The organism is Janibacter sp. GXQ6167, assembly GCF_041365945.1.
Classification (GTDB): domain Bacteria; phylum Actinomycetota; class Actinomycetes; order Actinomycetales; family Dermatophilaceae; genus JBGFSK01.
The window spans coordinates 116816-133718 of record NZ_JBGFSK010000006.1 but is presented as its reverse complement, the minus strand read 5'-3'; the positions used below and the strand labels follow the sequence as shown (position 1 = coordinate 133718).

Genomic DNA, 16903 nt, shown 5'->3' with positions numbered 1-16903 from the left:
ACCCCCTTAGGCTTGGGCGGGTGACCGAGTCGACACCTGCCGCCCCCACCCCTTCGAGCACCTCCAGGATCAAGGTGGCCGTTATTGGCGCCGCCGGGCGCATGGGCTCGGAGGTCTGTCGAGCCGTCGACGAGGCTCCGGACACCGACCTCGTCGGGCGCTACGACGCGGGCGATGAGCTGGCTGACCTTGGCGGCGCCGATGTCGTCGTGGAGTTTTCCGTCCCGAGCGCGAGCCCAGACAACGTCGCTTACTGCGTGTCGAAGGGGGTCAACGTCGTCGTTGGCACCACCGGCTGGACCGAAGAACGGCTCGCGACGCTGCGCGATCAGGTCAGCGCGGCGCCTTCACCAACCGGCGTCCTGATCGCCCCGAACTTCGCGATCGGCGCGATCCTGATGATGCAGTTCGCTCAGCAGGCCGCCCGCTTCTATGAGTCGGTCGAGGTGATCGAGTTGCATCATCCGCGCAAGGTCGACGCTCCGAGCGGCACCGCAGCCCGCACCGCCGAGTTGATCGGATCAGCCCGGGCCGAGGCCGAGCTCGGGCGGATCCCGGACGCCACCGAGGACGATCCGGACGGCGCCCGCGGCGCCCGGATCAGCGGTGTCCCGGTCCACTCAGTGCGGCTGCGTGGGCTGGTCGCCCATCAGGAGGTGCTCTTCGGCGCTGAGGGCGAGCAGCTGACGATCCGGCACGACTCCTTCGACCGGGTGTCGTTCATGCCAGGAGTGCTGGCCGGGGTGCGCGCAGTGGCGGACCATCCCGGTGTCACGGTCGGCCTGGAGCACTATCTCGGCCTGTAACTCGCCCGGCGTCCCGCTGGCACGGCGCTGATTCGCCGACACGCCGGAACTCACCCTCCAAACCTGCATTCCCCGCCCGGCCAAACGCCGACACGCCGGAAGTCGAGCGCCCAACCGACATTTTCGCCCGCGTCCAGAGCCCGCCCCGGTCCCTAACGCCGACACGCCGGAACTCACCCTCCAAACCTGCATTCCCAGCCCGCCCAAACGCCGACACGCCGGAACTCGGGCTCTAAACCGACGAAACCCCACCCCCGGCTAGGCGCCGACACGCCGACAGACGCGCCAACCAGTTCACCTTCCGTTCACCTTTGGGCTATAGTGAGATGAACGCAAGATGAACAGGAGGTGTCCGATGACCGTAACGACGATAACCAAGCCGACCCGCACCCCGCGCATGACCTGCACCTGGGTGCCCGTACGCGGCGCTGACGGCCGGACCCGCATGGAGATGCGTTGGACGGTTCCCACCGCCAAGCACTCCCGCCACGCGGCCTAACGCTTTCGCAAGACCCTGCGGCGACTATCCGCCGCACCCGCCCGCTTCCCAGCGCGGCGCCGAAGGGGGCCTGCTCACCTTCGGTTCACATGGTCCTCGCAACACCTCGATATGAGGAGTTGCGAGGACCATGTCTGTTTTGGAGCCAAGGCGTCGGCCGGTTCGGGTTGATCGGGATCTGATCGAGCGGATCGTGGGGGTGTTCGAGGAGTCGGGCTCGGTGGGTGCCGCGGCGCGTGAGGTGGGGTGTGCGCACTCGACGGCGCGACGGGTGCTGGTCGGGGCGGGGTTGTTCCCTCAGGAGCCGCAGCCGTTGGGTAAGCCGCAGGCTCGGGCGTTGTTCGATGAGCTGGTCGGGCAGGGCGTGCACCACTTGCAGGCGGCGCGTCGGGTCGGGGTCAGTGTGAGGACTGGGTCCTACTGGATGCGGGGGATTCGTAGGAGTCACGGCCTGCGGATTTACCCGGATGGGCGCGTCACCGGACACCGCTCGGGCCAGGCCGCTAGGAAGGGGCCTGTGAGCGTCATGGACGAGGTTGTCGGCACGGGCCGGTTGTTGTCGTTGCAGGACCGGATCACCATCGCTGACGGGCAGGTAGCGGGGTTGTCCGCCCGGGCTATCGCGGCCCGGTTGGGTAGGCCGGCGTCGACGGTCACCCGTGAGCTGGCCACGTATCGCGACCCAGACACCGGCCGGTACGCCCCGCACCGGGCGCACCAGCGCGCGGCCCGGTCCCGGGCCAGGCCGAAGGCGTCCAAGCTCGCCCAGGACGGGCCGTTGCGCAGCTATGTGATCGACGCGTTGGCTCGCAAGCTCTCACCAGAGCAGATCAGCCACAGGCTCGTGGTCGACTACCCGCATGAGGAGGCCATGCGGGTGAGTCACGAGACGATCTACCAAGCGTTGTACTTCCAGGCCCGCGGCGGCCTCAAACGCGAGGTGCAGGCCGCGCTACGAACCGGCCGGGCGGTGCGCAAGCCGCAGGCCCGTGGGGTACGCCGCCCGAGGTTCGTCGACCCGATGATCATGATCAGCGACCGCCCCGCGGTCGTGCAGGACCGGGCGGTCCCGGGCCACTGGGAAGGTGACCTGATCATCGGGCAGAACTGCGCCTCCGCGATCGGGACCCTGGTCGAACGCACCACCCGGTACGTGATGCTGCTGCACCTGCCAGCCACGCACGACGCGATCACCGTGCGTGACCAACTCGTCGCGGCGATGAACACCCTGCCAGCGCACCTGCGTGGCTCGCTGACCTGGGACCAAGGAGCCGAAATGGCAGCCCACGCGAGCTTCACAACAGCCACCGACATGCCCGTGTACTTCTGCGACCCCGCCTCACCCTGGCAACGCGGATCGAACGAAAACACCAACGGGCTGCTGCGCCAATACTCCCCCAAAGGCACCGACCTCAGCGTCCACAGCCCCGCCGACCTCGAACACGTCGCCCAAGAACTCAACGCACGACCACGAAAGACACTCGACTGGGCAACCCCAGCCGAGCGCCTTCGTGATCTACTCACCAACTAGACAAACCACACGGTGTTGCAACCACCACGTGAATCCGCCCACCACCCATGTGAGCAGGCCCCCTTCGCTGTCCTCACCCGGCGAAGGGGGTGGGATGCGAGAGCCCGGGCCGCACGCGCTGTGCGTCCGGCCCGGGCTCTCGCTACGGAATCAGATCAGTCGTCCGAGGACTCAGGTCCACCGTCGTTGCGGGAGCCACCCTCGGACTCTCCGCCGCGCTCGGCGTCGCCGTGGTCGTTGCCCGAGTGGTCGTCGCCACCGCGGCGACGGCGACGGCGTCCACCGTCACGGCCGCCTTCACGACGCTCACCGCGGTCGCCACGCTCGCCGCGACCTTCACCGCGGTCACCGCGCTCGCCACGGCCTTCGCCGCGCTCACGACGCTGACCGCGCTCCTCGCGGGCCTCGGAGGCAGCGGCCTCATTGGCCGCCTGCTGCTCTTCGGTCAGCACCGCAGCCAGCGAGAGCTTGCCGCGCGGGTCGATCTCCTTGAGCTCGACCTGGACCTTCTGGCCCACGCCGACCACGTCATCGACGGAGTCGATCCTCTTGCCACCGACGAGCTTGCGCACCTCGGAGATGTGCAGCAGGCCGTCCTTGCCGGGCAGCAAGGAGACGAACGCCCCGAAGGTCGTCGTCTTCACGACCGTCCCGAGGAAGCGCTCGCCGACCTCCGGCATCTGCGGGTTGGCGATCGCGTTGATCGCGTTACGCGCAGCGTCGGCGGACGGGCCATCGACCGCACCGATGAAGACGGTGCCGTCGTCCTCGATGCTGATGTCGGCGCCGGTGTCGTCCTGGATCTGGTTGATCATCTTGCCCTTCGGGCCGATGACCTCACCGATCTTGTCGACCGGGACCTGGACGGTGATGATCCGCGGGGCGGTCGGGGCCATCTCGTCCGGAGCGTCGATGGCCTCGTTCATCACGTCGAGGATGTGCAGGCGCGCGTCGCGAGCCTGGGTCAGCGCGCCAGCGAGCACCGAGGCCGGGATGCCATCGAGCTTGGTGTCGAGCTGGATCGCGGTGACGAACTCGCGGGTTCCGGCGACCTTGAAGTCCATGTCACCGAAGGCGTCTTCGGCGCCGAGGATGTCGGTCAGGGCCGCGTACTCGGTCTGGCCGTCGACCTCGTCGGAGACCAGACCCATCGCGATGCCCGCGACGGCGGCGCGCAGCGGCACACCGGCGTTGAGCAGCGACAGCGTGGACGCACACACCGAACCCATCGAGGTCGACCCGTTGGACCCGAGGGCCTCGGAGACCTGACGGATCGCGTAGGGGAACTCCTCGCGCGGGGGTAGCACCGGCATGAGCGCACGCTCGGCGAGGGCCCCGTGGCCGATCTCGCGACGCTTCGGCGAACCGACGCGACCGGTCTCACCGGTGGAGAAGGGCGGGAAGTTGTAGTTGTGCATGTAGCGCTTCTTGGTGATGGGGCTGAGCGAGTCGATCTGCTGCTCCATCTTCAACATGTTCAGCGTGGTGACACCCATGATCTGGGTTTCGCCCCGCTCAAACAGCGCCGACCCGTGCACGCGCGGCAGGACCTCGACCTCGGCGCCGAGGGCGCGGATGTCGGCGAGGCCACGGCCGTCGATGCGGACCTTGTCGCGCAGGATGCGCTGGCGGACCAGCTGCTTTTGCACGGTGCGGAAGGCAGCAGAGAGCTCCTTCTCGCGACCGGCGAAGGGGGCATCCTCCGCACCAGCGAGGTCGGCGATCAGGCCGTCCTTGATCTCGGAAAGGCGGTCCTCACGCTCGGCCTTACCAGCGATCGTCATGGCCTTCGCGGTCTCGTCAGAGACGGCCTTCTCGACAGCCTCCAGCGCGTCCTCTTCGTAGTCGAGGAAGCGCGGGAACTCCTGGACCTCCTTGGCGGAGCCAGCAGCCATCTCGGCCTGCGCCTCGCAGAGGACCTTGATGAACTTCTTGGACGCCTCGAGGCCCTCGGCGACGACCTCTTCGGTCGGGGCGGTCTTGCCCTGGTTCTTCACGAGGTCCCAGGTGGCCTCGGTGGACTCGGCCTCGACCATCATGATCGCGACGTCGTCACCGACGATCCGCCCGGCGACGACCATGTCGAAGGTCGAGCGCTGCGCGTCGGAGAAGTTCGGGAAGGCAACCCACTGGCCGTCGATGAGGGACACGCGGGTCGCGCCGATCGGACCCGAGAAGGGCAGACCGGAGATCTGGGTGGACGCGGACGCAGCGTTGATCGCGAGCACGTCGTACTGGTGGTCGGGGTGGATCGACAGCACCGTGATGACGACCTGGACCTCGTTGCGCAGGCCCTTAACGAAGGACGGGCGCAGCGGCCGGTCGATCAGGCGGCAGGTGAGGATGGCGTCGGTGCCGGGACGACCCTCGCGGCGGAAGAAGCTGCCCGGGATGCGCCCCGCGGCGTACATGCGCTCTTCCACGTCCACCGTGAGGGGGAAGAAGTCGAAGTGTTCCTTGGGGTGCTTGCCAGCGGTCGTGGTCGACAGCAGGCAGGTCTCCCCATCGAGGTAAGCGGTGACCGCTCCGCCGGCCTGCTTGGCTAGGCGTCCGGTCTCGAATCGGATGGTACGGGTGCCGTAGGCGCCGTTATCGATAACGGCCTCGGCGAAGGTGATCTCTGGACCCTCCATGGGCCCTCCATTTCTCTTAAAGCGATCTACGCGCATCGTCGTTGTGCACGCAGCGTTTTCATCGGGTGGCCCGTTGCTGGGCCGGGGCGAAGGGGGCTGATCCCCCTTCTCGTGGGAGCGAAGGCCCCCACATACGCGAAGAAGCGGCTCCCTTTGATCGGGAACCGCTCTTCACGACACTTATCGGCGCAGACCGAGACGCTTGATCAGCGAGCGGTAGCGCTCGATGTCGGTGGTCTCGAGGTAGCGCAGCAGGCGGCGACGACGACCGACGAGCAGCAGCAAGCCGCGGCGGCTGTGGTGGTCGTGCTTGTGCTCACGGGAGTGCTCGGTGAGGTCCTTGATGCGCTGGGTGAGGAGCGCGACCTGCACCTCGGGGGAGCCGGTGTCGCCCTCGGTGGTGGCGTACTCGGCCATGATCTGCTTCTTGACATCAGCGGTCAGCGGCATGCTGCGACACTGCTCCATTTCTTGGTTTCGTTGCGCGGCGCGCCCGGGCTGGTTCACCGGGGCTCTCTTGACCCGCGGCCGTTCGTACGGCGGGGTCAAGGTTACCGGACGGCGGGGTCCGCGCCCTAATCGTCACCGACCCGAGCGCACCATCGCTGCGTCGAAGGGGGCAGGCTGGGGACCGATGACCTCCACCGTATCGAGATTTGGGAGCACGACCGACGTGACCGAAGCCCCCCAGCCCGCCGCCCCCGCCATCGAAGCCGCCCTCTCCCCTGTGCTGCGCGGCCCCCTTCCCGTGCGCCTCATCGCCTGGGATGGGTCGGCGGCCGGCCCGCCAGATGGTCCGACCGTGCACGTGCGCAGCCCGAGGGCGCTGCGTCGTTTGCTCTGGTCCCCCGGCGAACTCGGCGCGGCCCAGGCCTTCGTGACCGAAGAGGTCGATGTTGACGGTGATCTCGGGGCTGCCCTCGACGCGGGACGCGCCGAGGTGGCGCGGCGCGGTCTCGGCCGACCGAACCCGGTCGACCTGGCGCGCACGGTGGTCGGTCTCGGGCGCCTGGCCCGTGAGCATGGGGCGATCGGCGGCCCCCTTCCTCCGCCGGATAGCCAGGCCGTGCTGAAGGGGCGGCGGCACAGTCGCGAGCGGGACCGGCGCGCGATCAGCCACCACTACGACGTGACGAGCGATTTCTATCGGCTGATCCTCGACCCGCACATGGCCTACTCCTGCGGCTGGCACGAGAGTCCGGAGGTGACGCTCGAGCAGGCCCAGGCGGCCAAGCTCGAGCGGGTGTGCCGCAAGGTGGGACTTCAGCCAGGGCACCGCTTCCTCGACGTCGGCTGCGGGTGGGGCAGCCTAACGCTCTGGGCCGCCGAGCATGTGGGGGCGCAGGTGACCGGCGTGACGATCTCCGCCGAGCAGCGCGACTACATCGAAGGGGAGGTCCGTCGCCGCGGCCTGGGCGATCGGGTCGAGGTGCGCCTGCAGGACTATCGCGAGATCCGTGACGACGGCTTCGACGCGGTCGCCTCGCTCGAGATGGGCGAACACGTGGGCCAGGCGAACTACCCGAGTTATGTCGACGTCCTGCGGCGCTCCGTCCGGCCGGGCGGCCTCGTCTTGATCCAGCAGATGTCGCGGCGGAGTCGGCCGGGCGGGGGCGCCTTCATCGAGTCCTTCATCGCCCCCGACATGCACATGCGTCCGCTCGGCGAGACGATCGAGCTGATCGAGTCCGGCGGCCTGGAGGTGCGCGGCGTCGAGGCGATGCGCGAGCACTATGTCGCGACGGTCCAGGGCTGGCGTGAGCGCTTCGATGCCAATATCGAGGCGATTCGCGAACTCATCGGTGACGAAGGGGTGCGCGTCTGGCAGTTGTATCTCGTGGGCGGCCAGCAGGCCTTCCGTGATGGCCGCATGGGTGTCGATCAAATCGTCGCGCGCCGACCTCACGAGATGTGACTCTTCCCCGACCCCCTTCGGCGGCGCTAGGTTAAGGCTCCACCGCGCCGCCGGGGTGGGCGCAGGGCCCGCTTCGCCGGCTCGCCTCAGGGCAGGGAGCGTGCCATGACCAGTGCACCAGCGTCCGCAGCACCAGCCGGGTTCCACACGGCCAAGGTCATCCAGCTCGCCACCGTGGCGGCGCTCGGCGGCTTCCTCTTCGGCTTCGACACGGCCGTGATCAATGGCGCCGTCGGCGCGATGCGCGAAGACTTTGCGCTCAGCTCGGGGATGACCGGTTTCACGGTGTCCTCCGCACTGCTCGGCTGCATGGTGGGCGCCTATCTCGCCGGGCGGCTCGCAGACCGGATCGGGCGAATCCGCGTCATGGTGATCGCAGCCGTCCTCTTCACCGCGTCGGCGCTGGGGTCTGGGCTCGCCTTCGGACCCGCGGACATGATCTTCTGGCGCATCCTCGGCGGGATCGGAGTCGGTGCGGCCTCCGTGATCGCCCCGGCGTACATCGCCGAGATCTCCCCCGCCCAGATCCGCGGACGGATGGGCTCGCTCCAGCAACTCGCCATCGTCATCGGCATCTTCGTCGCCCTGCTCTCTGACTACGCGATCGCCGCCGCCGCGGGTGGGTCGAACGAGCCGCTGTGGTTCGGCATGGACGCCTGGCGCTGGATGTTTATCGCCGAGGTCATCCCGGCGGTGATGTATGGCGTGCTCGCCTTGACGATCCCCGAGTCCCCGCGGTACCTGATCAAGCTCGGTCAAGAAAAGCGGGCCCGCGACGTCCTCGCCCAGGTGCTCAGTGACGGCATCGAGGTACGGATCCGCGAGATCAAACGCACGATCGTCCAGGACAGCCGCTCGACCTTCGCGGACCTCAAGCGGTCTGGAGGCGGCCTGCTACCGATTGTCTGGATCGGCGTTGCGCTCTCGGTCTTCCAGCAGTTCGTCGGGATCAACGTGATCTTCTACTACTCCTCGACGCTCTGGCAGGCCGTCGGATTTACCGAGTCGGACGCGCTCGCCCAGACCGTCATCACCTCGGTCACTAATATCGTCGTCACCCTCGTTGCGATCGCGCTCATCGACAAGATCGGCCGCCGCCGGCTGCTGCTGATCGGCTCGGTCGGGATGACGCTCACCCTCGGCACGATGGCGTGGATCTTCGCGCGAGCGCCGATGGTCCCTCAACTCGATGAGGCCGGTCGGGAGGTGCTCGAGGACGGGGTGCGCGTGCTCTTGCCGCAACTCACCGACACCTCCGGCCCGATCGCCCTCGTCGCGGCGAATGCCTTCGTCGTCTTCTTCGGCATGTCCTGGGGCCCAGCGGTCTGGGTGCTGCTCGGCGAGATGTTCAACAACACCATCCGCGCTTTGGCTCTCGGAATCGCAGCGGCGGCGCAGTGGCTCGCGAACTTCGTCATCTCGACGACCTTCCCCCCGATGGCCGACGTGGGTCTGTGGTTTGCCTACGGTTTTTACACCCTGGCCGCCCTCGTCTCGATCTTCTTCGTTTGGAAGTTCATCCCCGAGACGCGCGGCATCGAACTCGAGGACATGGCCTAAGGCGGTCCTACACGTTCGTGGTGCGTCGCGCGCGTCCGGCAAGTACGTACGCAATGGTGCCCACTGCTGCTGCCGACCGCGACGGCAAGCGCGAAGCCGGCCAACCCCGCCACCACAGTCAAGGAGGGATGGAGGCTTGAAACGTGTGAAGCGGGTGGGGTGATCGCCCCATCTGACTCACACCTTGTGGTCGTGCTGGGGTCAGGCCACGCCAGGAACTCGGGCCGGGCACCTCGGCCCGCACGGGCGAAGCGCTCCGCGAAAGCCTCGGGAGCGCAGTGTGAGGAAGAGGTCGACGGCGAGCTCGCACCTGCCGTAGACGATCTCGACGTGGCCCGCCCGGAGCGTGACTCTGCCCGCTCGCGCCGCCCGGCGGTCCCGTCGGCGGTCGTCTTGAGCCGACGCTCCCGTGTGGAAGAGGACACCGTCGCACTCGAGGATGACGCCAAACTCCGTCCACTCGGCATCGCGCCGAAGGAGCTCGCCCGGGCCACCCGCCCGCGCCTGGAGCGTCGGTTTCGGCAAACCGTGAGCGAGGACCACTCCGGTGATGGCCTCGTACTCGAGGACGCTCTCAACTCCCACGATGATTGGCTCGAGCGCCGTCATGATCAGCGCTCGATGCGCATACCGCCCGCGACGCCCGAGCGCGTCGAGCACCTGATGCGCGGTCACCGCCGGGCTGTGTACCCAGCGCGCGAGCAGATGCACGATTTCCCGCCACTGACTTGGGCTGTACTCAGCGCAGCTATCGAGCACCGTGGTTGCCGCCGAGGTCACTGGGAGACCTCGGCGGTGGACGACCTCCATCGCGCGCCGCCGTACAACTCGCGTGCCCGTGAGTCGGCGCACCTGGCGGCCGGTGACCGCGCCCGAGATGATCGCCGGGGGTGCGGTCAGGACACCATGGAGGTAGGCGGCGCTGTCCCCGGTCAGCGCTCCACCTTCTCCGAGGCGCAGCACCAGCGCGTTAGCTCGCGCCATCCAGGTCATGGGTCCCGAGTACGCATAGAAGATCCCGGGGGCGATCCGGGTCCATTGACCGTCGGTTACTCGCCATCGGATGGCCTCAATGCTCATGCCTGCCATGCGAGCCTGCCGGGTTGCGATGACGCCGTGTTGACGCCGAAGCAGGGTGGGCAGATCCATCGACATACTCTGCCCAAGCTGCCAGACCCACATCGGGACTTATCCACAGGGCGCGGGGCCTCAGCGCTTAACGTGTGGATTGGATGGGGTGATCACCCCATCCGATCCACGCGTTCTTACCCCGGGCCAGGAGAGATTCCGCCGCCTTCGCTCGTGGGCCGGTCACTGCTCCAACTGCGCGACAGGGGTGTCAGGGAATGAAGGGCGTTCGCCGCGCAGGCGATGGGACTCGCCGGTAGTCGGTGGCCTAGGCTCAGGGGGGACATCCTTGACTGGCACAACGCCGGTGAAGGCACCGATCTACGAGCAACAAAGGGGCTGCGAGTAACTGTGACTGAAGGACACATCGTCGTCGGAGTCGATGGATCGAACGATGCCCGCCGAGCGACCACCTGGGCCCTCAGTTGGGCCAAGGCCGCTGGGATTCCCGTCTCGTTGATCGTCGCCGAGCCCATCCCACCGGGCCGCACGCCCGACTCCCCCGGTCTCGGCGAGAAGGCCCAGGCCACGCTCGACGAGGAGATCGCCCACTTCGCGGGCGCTGCCGATGGTGTCGAGGTCAGCGGTGAGGTGGCGATCAGCCATCCCGTGACTGCCCTCGTCAACGCCAGCCAGAGCGCGGGTGCGGTCGTGGTCGGTACGCACGGCAAGGGTGGCTGGAAGGGCACTCTCGTCGGGAGCGTCTCCGGCAACGTCGCCGCCGCGTCGCACAGCCCGACGGTCGTGCTGCCGACCGGGGCACCCGGCACCTACGACCCGGAGGGCGCGATCGTCGTCGGCTACGACGGATCCGAGGCCGCCTCCGAGGCCGCTGCGCTCGCGATCGAGGCTGCCGCGGCCGAAGGGCGGGTCGTGCGCCTTGCCCAGGCCGACACCGGGGTGAGTTCTCCCGATGAGCCGCTCGAGAACCAGGTCGCCGAGCTGCGCGAAGCGAACCCCGGGGTCGAGATCGAGTTGATCAGCGAGCGCACCCAGGCCGTCGAACTCCTCACCGACCTCTCTCGTGACGCGGCCTTCGTCGTCGTCGCGAGCGCGGGTCACGGTGGCGTTCCGGGCTTCCTGCTCGGGTCGACGACGCGGGCGCTGGTGCAAAGCGCGCAGTGCCCGGTCCTGGTCCTGACCCGGCGCTCGGAAAAGCTCTGGCCCCTCGCGACGTCCTAGCGCGGGGCGCGGACGCGGTAAAAGTCATGGGACGCGGAAAGATCCGCGTCCCATGACTTTTTCCCCGCCACGAACGAGCGAAGGGGGCCAGCCGCGCGGCTGGCCCCCTTCGCTCGTTCGTGGCGGGGGAAAAGTCATGGGACGCGGAAAGATCCGCGTCCCATGACTTTGTCCCCGCCACGAACGAGCGAAGGGGGCCAGCCGCGCGACTGGCCCCCTTCGCATCGGGGTCGGGCAGAGACGATCAGAAGTTGATCATGTGCCCGACGATGCCCTCGACGGACTCCTTGACGGCCTCGGAGAGGGTCGGGTGCGCGAAGACATTGCGCGCCACCTCATCGGCGGTGAGGTCCCACTTCTGCGCGAGCGTGAGGACCGGCAGCAGTTCGGTCACATCGGGGCCGATCATCGCGGCACCGAGGATCTCGTTGTGCTCGGCGTCGGCGATCACCTTGACGAAACCGACGGTCTCACCAAGGCCCGCGGCCTTGCCGTTCGCCGAGAAGGGGAAGGTCGCCGTCTTGACGTCGTACCCCTTCTCCTTGGCCTGCTCCTCGGAGTAGCCGAAGGAGCCGATCTGCGGGTGGCAGTAGGTCGCCCGGGGGACGAAGTCGTACTCGACCGGCATGGTCTCGGCGCCGTTCATGTGCTCGGCGGCGACGATGCCCTGCGCCTCGGCGACGTGGGCGAGCATGAGCTTGCCGGTGACATCACCGATCGCATAGACATTGTCGACATTGGTGCGGCAGTACTCATCGATCGCGATGGCGCCCCGGTCGGTCGTCTCGACGCCGATCGCGTCCAGGCCGTATCCCTCCAGGCGCGGGGAGAAGCCAATGGCCGAGAGGAGTCGGTCCGCCTCGAGCGTCTGCTCCTCGCCGTCCTTGCTCACCGTCACCTTGACGCCGGAGCCGGTGTCCTCGACCGACTCGACCTTGGTGCTGAGCAGCACCTTCACGCCGAGCTTCTTGTACTGCTTCAGTAGCTCCTTGGAGACGTCGGCATCCTCGGTGGGGACCATCCGGTCGAGGAACTCGACGATGGTGACGTCGACGCCGAAGTTCGCCATGACGTAGGCGAACTCGACCCCGATCGCCCCCGACCCGGCGATGATGACCGAGCCCGGGAGCTGGTCGTCCAGGATCGCCTCTTCGTAGGTCACGACGTTCTTGCTGACCTCGACCCCGGGGATCATCCGAGTGACCGCGCCGGTCGCGATGATCAACTTATCGAAGGTCAGCTCGCGGCTCTCGCCATCATTGAGCTCCACGGTCATCGAGGTCGGCGAGGTGAGCGTCCCCCACCCATCGATCTCGGTGATCTTGTTCTTCTTCATCAGGAAGTGGACACCCTTGACGATGCCCGCCGAGACCTGGCGGCTCCGCTTGTGCGTCGGCTCGTAGGACATCGTGACCTCGCCCTCGATGCCGTACTTCTTCTTCTCGTGCGTCAGCGTGTGCGCGAGATCGGCGTTCTTGATCAGGGCCTTGCTCGGGATACACCCGACGTTGAGGCAAACCCCGCCCCAGTACTTCTTCTCGACCACCGCCACCTTCAGCCCGAGCTGAGAGGCGCGAATCGCCGCGACATAACCACCTGGACCGGCACCGAGCACCACAAGATCAAAGTCAGCCATGTGGATCAGCCTAATGGCTGGTGTGATCTAGGGCGCATGGGCATACGAGAAGGGGGTGAGGCACCCCTTGGCGCCTCACCCCCTTCGGCCCGTACTGGCTACTTCTTGGAGCCCTTCTTGGGCTTCTGGCAAACGTTGCCGACATCGACGGTCTGGCCGCGGTCGACGACGACCTCGCGGGTCGCGAGGACCCGGTCGCGCTTGTCGACACACGAGAGGGTCCACGACTCCTTGATCCCGGTCTCGATCTTCGGGTCGGGAGCGAGGAAGCGCACCTCGCCGGTCCAGTCCTCGGCGGCGTTGCCCCCTTCGTAGTTCTCCACCACGACCGTGTACTGACCGGGCTTGGGGTCGATCAGCACCGCGACCTCGGGGTTCGCGAGGCTCGCCGCCGAGCCGACGGTGTTGCCGTCGGCGTCAAGGATGTAGACATCCCAGTCGGCGCCACCGGGCCACCCGACTCGGACCTCCGCCTTGGCGTTGTCGTACTTCGGCATGCCCTCGATGGTGAAGGTGGTCCGCTCGCTCTGGCCGACCGCCGGGGTGCCCTCGGGGTTGGTGAGGGTGATCGTCGGCTGCTGCGGCGCCAGCGCGTCGCGACCCCAACGCCCCGCCACGAGCGGCCGGGTCGAGGGGTTGACCGCCCACCGGAAGTTGCCGGTCTTCGGGTCGAGCGCGGAGGTGAGCGTGTCGGCGTAGGTGATCGGTTCACCGACCACGCCGCCGGGCTGGATGACCGGCGAGGTCTGGCTGGTGAAGGACTTGCTGAGCAGGAGCCGGCGCGAGGCCGGGGCCTTCCCGACGATCGTCGAGTGGTACTTCGGGTTCATGTTCGCTTCGGCCATCCGCAGGTAGGCCTCGCGGTTGCCGCCCTTCCCGGCGCCGGCGGCAGGCGCCTTGCCGAGATACTCGGCGACGACCGCGTCCTCGTAGGCCTCATGGAAGCCGTTCGGGCTGATCTCGAAGGTGAAGCCGAGCCCGCCAGTGATCCAGTAGCTCCAGTCCTCGGTCGAGCCGGAGGTGTCGTAGAGCTGGTAGGACGCCTGGTTGGTGTACCCGTTGGCGTTGGTCATCGACTCGCCGAGAGCCTTGTAGAGCGGCTCATCGGGCGATGCGCCGGTCGAGGCGATCGACGGCGGGCGCAGCACCAGGTTGGAGTACGTGTGGTTGCTGATCAGGCCCGTCACCTGGCGCGAGCTGATGAGCTTGCGCATGTTGTCCGTCTCCGGCTCGCTGCCCGGACCGTCTCCGCGGAAGGTGTCGCTGCTCCAGGTCGCGCTGGCACCCGGGCCACCCCAGAATCCGGGGAAGTTGCGGTTGAGGTCGGTGCCCCGCAGACGCCCGGCAGGGTTGTCATCGCAAGTCCCACCGCGGAAGCGCTCGGGCGTCGCGCTGGAGATCGAGCAGTTCTTGCGCTTCATCTCGTAGTCGAACTGAGAGAAGTTGCCAAGGGGCTCGGCCGAGCGCGAGACGTGGAACCCGTCGGGGTTGACGACGGGGACGAAGATGACCCTCTCGTTCTTGACGATCTTGGTGATCCGGGCATCCCGCCCGTAGCCCTGCAGGAGGTCGTAGGCGAACTCCATCGTGTGATCGACGGTCGGCCACTCGCGGGCGTGGATGGCCCCCATCATGACCAGGACCGGCTTGCCATCTTCGATGTTCTTGGCGTCGGTCGTAACCTCGAAGCCGCGCACCGTGCGGCCGTCGACGGTGCGGTTCGGCAGGGTGAAGGTGCGCACGAGGCCCGGGTAGCGACGGGCGAGCGCATCGATCTCGGCGTTGGTCTCGTCGAGGGTGCGGTAGGTGGTCCGTCCGCTGGGTAGGCCAGAGCGGGTGACCCGGCGGTCGTAGGCGCGGTCCTTGGCACGGTTGGTGCGCACGGTCTTGGCGAGGTCGGCGTCCTTGACCTTCCACGAGAGGCCAGCATCGCGCAGCTTCTTCTCGTCAGCCTTGCTGTGCAAGATGACCTGGAGGCCCTTCGGCGTCACCTTGCTCGTCACGTCCAGGCCGAGGCCCGCCACCTTGGTGCGGGCCTTTTGCGAGGTCACCTCGACGGTGACGAGTTTGGTCGTGTAGTCGTCATCGGCGCTGGTCGTCGGGGCCGTCGGCGCGGCAGGGGCGGACGCGCCAGCGAAGGTGGGGGTGGCGGCGGCCAGTAGGGCCCCGCTTAAGACGACCGCGGTGGCGGCAGCACGAGTTCTGGTGACCATGGGGTGTCTCCTCCGACAGGGGTGCCATCGATCGATGGCCGGGCGCCCCGAGGCTACTGTGACTTAGGCCACACTGGGGAGTTTTTGACTCGCCGAGCGGCGAGCGGTCACCCCCTTCATCCCGTCAGGCCAGGTCGGGGAACCAGATCGCAATCTCGCGCTGCGCCGCCTCGACCGAGTCGGAGCCGTGGACCACGTTCTTGGTGACGTTGTGGTTCCACTCGCGGCCGAGATCGCCGCGGATCGAGCCGGGCGCGGCCTCGGTGGGATCGGTCGCGCCGGCCATCACGCGGAAGGCGCGGATGCAACTGTCGCCCTCGATGACGATGCCGGCGACCGGCCCGGAGGACATGAACTCCACCAGCGGCTCGAAGAAGGGCTTGCCCTCGTGCTCGGCGTAGTGCGCCTGCAACTGCTCCACCGTGGGCGTGAACACCCCGAGAGCGGCAAGCGTGTACCCCTTCGCCTCGATTCGGCGGATCACCTCGCCGGTGAGGCCGCGGGCGAATCCATCGGGCTTAACCAGGACCAGAGAGCGTTCGATCGTCACGCGCTCACCCTAGCGCTACGTGCTCTTGGCCTTGCGGGCCGCCATCATCGCGTCGACCTGACGCCCCTTGATGACGCAGAGCAGGTAGAGACCGCCGAAAATCAGCGCGATGAGGGCCATCATCGGCACCCAGATTGCGCTCGCCAGGGTCAGCAGTTGCACGATCCAGCCGAGCAAGATCCCGCCCGGGCGGTTCATGAGTCCGGCGGCGATGATCGCGAGGATCGCGACGCCGGTCATGATGAGGAAGGGGGTGCCGGAGTGCTGCACGGACTCGCCCGCGTTGCCTTGGAGGCCCCGTGCGACGAGGGCGCCAAAGAAGATGACGATCGACTGCCCGCCGAGCACGGTCGCGAGCATCCTCCAGGTGAGCTTGCCGGCAGTCTGCATGATGGTGCAGTTTACGCGGCTGATTGCCGGTCTCCGACGCCACGCCCTCCGAGCTAGTTGAGCGGGCGGAAGGGGGGCACCGCGCCGCCCTCGTGGATCGTCGTCACCATGTCCTGCAGGGCGGTCAGCGCCACGCGCTGCGACATCGGGCCGTAGGAGACGCGCGCGACACCGAGTTCAGCGAGTCGGGCGAGGGGTGGGGTCCCGGGCAGTCCGATCAGGGTGAGGCGCTGCGGACCGAGCTCGCTCACGAGGGCCTCGACCTGGGACTCGGTGAGGGGGCCGGGCACGAAGACCACGGGGGCGCCCGCGTCGAGATAGGCACGACCCCGCTCCATCGCGTCGGCGAGGACCTCGTCATCGGAGCGGTCGCCGCGGCGCAAGAAGGTGTCGGTGCGCGCGTTGAGCACGAAGTCCGGCACGCCCTCCGCCTGCGCGGCCGCCATCATGTCGGCGACCTGCTGGGCAGCCTCGGCGACGGGCTTCATCTGGTCCTCGATGTTGGCCCCGACCACACCGATGCCGATCGCGCGGCGGATGGTCTCGGCGGCGTCGCCGTATCCCCCTTCGAGGTCAGCGCTGACGGGCAGGTCGGTGGCCTCGATGATCCGGGCGACCATCGCGAGCATTTCGTCCAGCGGGATGACCTCGCCGTCGGGGTACCCGAGGGTCGCCGCGATCGAATGGCTCGCGGTCGCGAGCGCGACCGTGCCGGGGGTCTCGGTGACGACCTTGGCGCTGATGGCGTCCCAGACGTTGACGACGGTGAGTAGTTCTGGGTCTCGGTGGAGGTCGAGCAGGCGGGTGGCAAGCGCAGCGGAGTCCATGACGATCGAGTCAACCACCTCGCGCCGACACCC

General features: G+C 67.8%; 13 protein-coding genes. 5 read left to right on the top strand and 8 right to left on the bottom strand.

The features are described from left to right. Window positions 1-20: 20 nt before the first annotated feature. Together dapB and AB8K43_RS10720 are read left to right on the top strand one after the other, a co-directional pair. Window positions 21-806: a 4-hydroxy-tetrahydrodipicolinate reductase gene (gene dapB / locus AB8K43_RS10725; RefSeq protein ID WP_370894177.1), complete on the top strand. Its 786-nt coding sequence runs from the start codon at window positions 21-23 to the stop codon at window positions 804-806. Window positions 807-1831: 1025 nt separating this feature from the next. Further along, the gene (locus tag AB8K43_RS10720; RefSeq protein WP_370894271.1) at window positions 1832-2836 is read left to right on the top strand and encodes an IS30 family transposase; all 1005 of its coding nucleotides are present in this window, start codon (window positions 1832-1834) and stop codon (window positions 2834-2836) included. Window positions 2837-2991: 155 nt separating this feature from the next. Here the strand turns inward: AB8K43_RS10720 and AB8K43_RS10715 are convergent, their stop codons facing one another. After that, window positions 2992-5469, bottom strand: coding sequence for a polyribonucleotide nucleotidyltransferase (locus AB8K43_RS10715; RefSeq protein ID WP_370894175.1), 2478 nt, complete (start codon window positions 5467-5469; stop codon window positions 2992-2994). Between the two features lie 180 nt (window positions 5470-5649). Next, on the bottom strand, window positions 5650-5919 hold the full coding sequence (gene rpsO, locus AB8K43_RS10710; protein ID WP_370894174.1) for a 30S ribosomal protein S15: 270 nt from the start codon (window positions 5917-5919) through the stop codon (window positions 5650-5652). A 223-nt stretch (window positions 5920-6142) separates the two neighbouring features. Here rpsO and AB8K43_RS10705 point away from each other — a divergent pair, with 223 nt between their 5' ends. Continuing rightward, window positions 6143-7384: a class I SAM-dependent methyltransferase gene (locus tag AB8K43_RS10705; RefSeq protein ID WP_370894172.1), complete on the top strand. Its 1242-nt coding sequence runs from the start codon at window positions 6143-6145 to the stop codon at window positions 7382-7384. A 105-nt stretch (window positions 7385-7489) separates the two neighbouring features. After that, window positions 7490-8944, top strand: coding sequence for a sugar porter family MFS transporter (locus AB8K43_RS10700; RefSeq protein WP_370894170.1), 1455 nt, complete (start codon window positions 7490-7492; stop codon window positions 8942-8944). A gap of 201 nt (window positions 8945-9145) precedes the next feature. Here the strand turns inward: AB8K43_RS10700 and AB8K43_RS10695 are convergent, their stop codons facing one another. After that, window positions 9146-10093, bottom strand: a complete 948-nt coding sequence (locus tag AB8K43_RS10695) for a type IV toxin-antitoxin system AbiEi family antitoxin domain-containing protein (RefSeq protein ID WP_370894168.1) — start codon at window positions 10091-10093, stop codon at window positions 9146-9148. 330 nt (window positions 10094-10423) lie between these two features. Here AB8K43_RS10695 and AB8K43_RS10690 point away from each other — a divergent pair, with 330 nt between their 5' ends. Next, entirely contained in the window at window positions 10424-11254 is an 831-nt protein-coding gene (locus AB8K43_RS10690) for a universal stress protein (RefSeq protein ID WP_370894166.1), read from the top strand. Window positions 11255-11498: 244 nt separating this feature from the next. On the opposite strand, the gene lpdA is transcribed toward AB8K43_RS10690, so the two are convergent. The 5 genes from lpdA to AB8K43_RS10665 all read right to left on the bottom strand — a co-directional run bounded on the left by lpdA (window position 11499) and on the right by AB8K43_RS10665 (window position 16870). Then, window positions 11499-12890, bottom strand: coding sequence for a dihydrolipoyl dehydrogenase (gene lpdA / locus AB8K43_RS10685; protein ID WP_370894164.1), 1392 nt, complete (start codon window positions 12888-12890; stop codon window positions 11499-11501). A 98-nt stretch (window positions 12891-12988) separates the two neighbouring features. Beyond that, on the bottom strand, window positions 12989-15103 hold the full coding sequence (locus AB8K43_RS10680) for a M14 family zinc carboxypeptidase (protein WP_370894163.1): 2115 nt from the start codon (window positions 15101-15103) through the stop codon (window positions 12989-12991). A 124-nt stretch (window positions 15104-15227) separates the two neighbouring features. Beyond that, a complete protein-coding gene (gene ndk / locus AB8K43_RS10675) occupies window positions 15228-15653 on the bottom strand; it encodes a nucleoside-diphosphate kinase (protein WP_370894162.1) in 426 nt (141 codons plus the stop codon). A gap of 15 nt (window positions 15654-15668) precedes the next feature. Next, entirely contained in the window at window positions 15669-16043 is a 375-nt protein-coding gene (locus AB8K43_RS10670; protein WP_370894160.1) for a DUF4233 domain-containing protein, read from the bottom strand. A 53-nt stretch (window positions 16044-16096) separates the two neighbouring features. Next, on the bottom strand, window positions 16097-16870 hold the full coding sequence (locus AB8K43_RS10665; RefSeq protein ID WP_370894158.1) for an isocitrate lyase/phosphoenolpyruvate mutase family protein: 774 nt from the start codon (window positions 16868-16870) through the stop codon (window positions 16097-16099). Window positions 16871-16903 lie beyond the last annotated feature (33 nt).

Coding starts and splice junctions, on each gene's coding strand:
- AB8K43_RS10670 (WP_370894160.1), bottom strand. CDS start 16,043: ATGCAGACTGCCGGCAAGCTCACCTGGAGGATGCTCGCGACCGTGCTC.
- AB8K43_RS10680 (WP_370894163.1), bottom strand. CDS start 15,103: ATGGTCACCAGAACTCGTGCTGCCGCCACCGCGGTCGTCTTAAGCGGG.
- AB8K43_RS10665 (WP_370894158.1), bottom strand. CDS start 16,870: ATGGACTCCGCTGCGCTTGCCACCCGCCTGCTCGACCTCCACCGAGAC.
- lpdA (WP_370894164.1), bottom strand. CDS start 12,890: ATGGCTGACTTTGATCTTGTGGTGCTCGGTGCCGGTCCAGGTGGTTAT.
- AB8K43_RS10715 (WP_370894175.1), bottom strand. CDS start 5,469: ATGGAGGGTCCAGAGATCACCTTCGCCGAGGCCGTTATCGATAACGGC.
- AB8K43_RS10720 (WP_370894271.1), top strand. CDS start 1,832: ATGGACGAGGTTGTCGGCACGGGCCGGTTGTTGTCGTTGCAGGACCGG.
- rpsO (WP_370894174.1), bottom strand. CDS start 5,919: ATGCCGCTGACCGCTGATGTCAAGAAGCAGATCATGGCCGAGTACGCC.
- AB8K43_RS10695 (WP_370894168.1), bottom strand. CDS start 10,093: ATGGATCTGCCCACCCTGCTTCGGCGTCAACACGGCGTCATCGCAACC.
- AB8K43_RS10700 (WP_370894170.1), top strand. CDS start 7,490: ATGACCAGTGCACCAGCGTCCGCAGCACCAGCCGGGTTCCACACGGCC.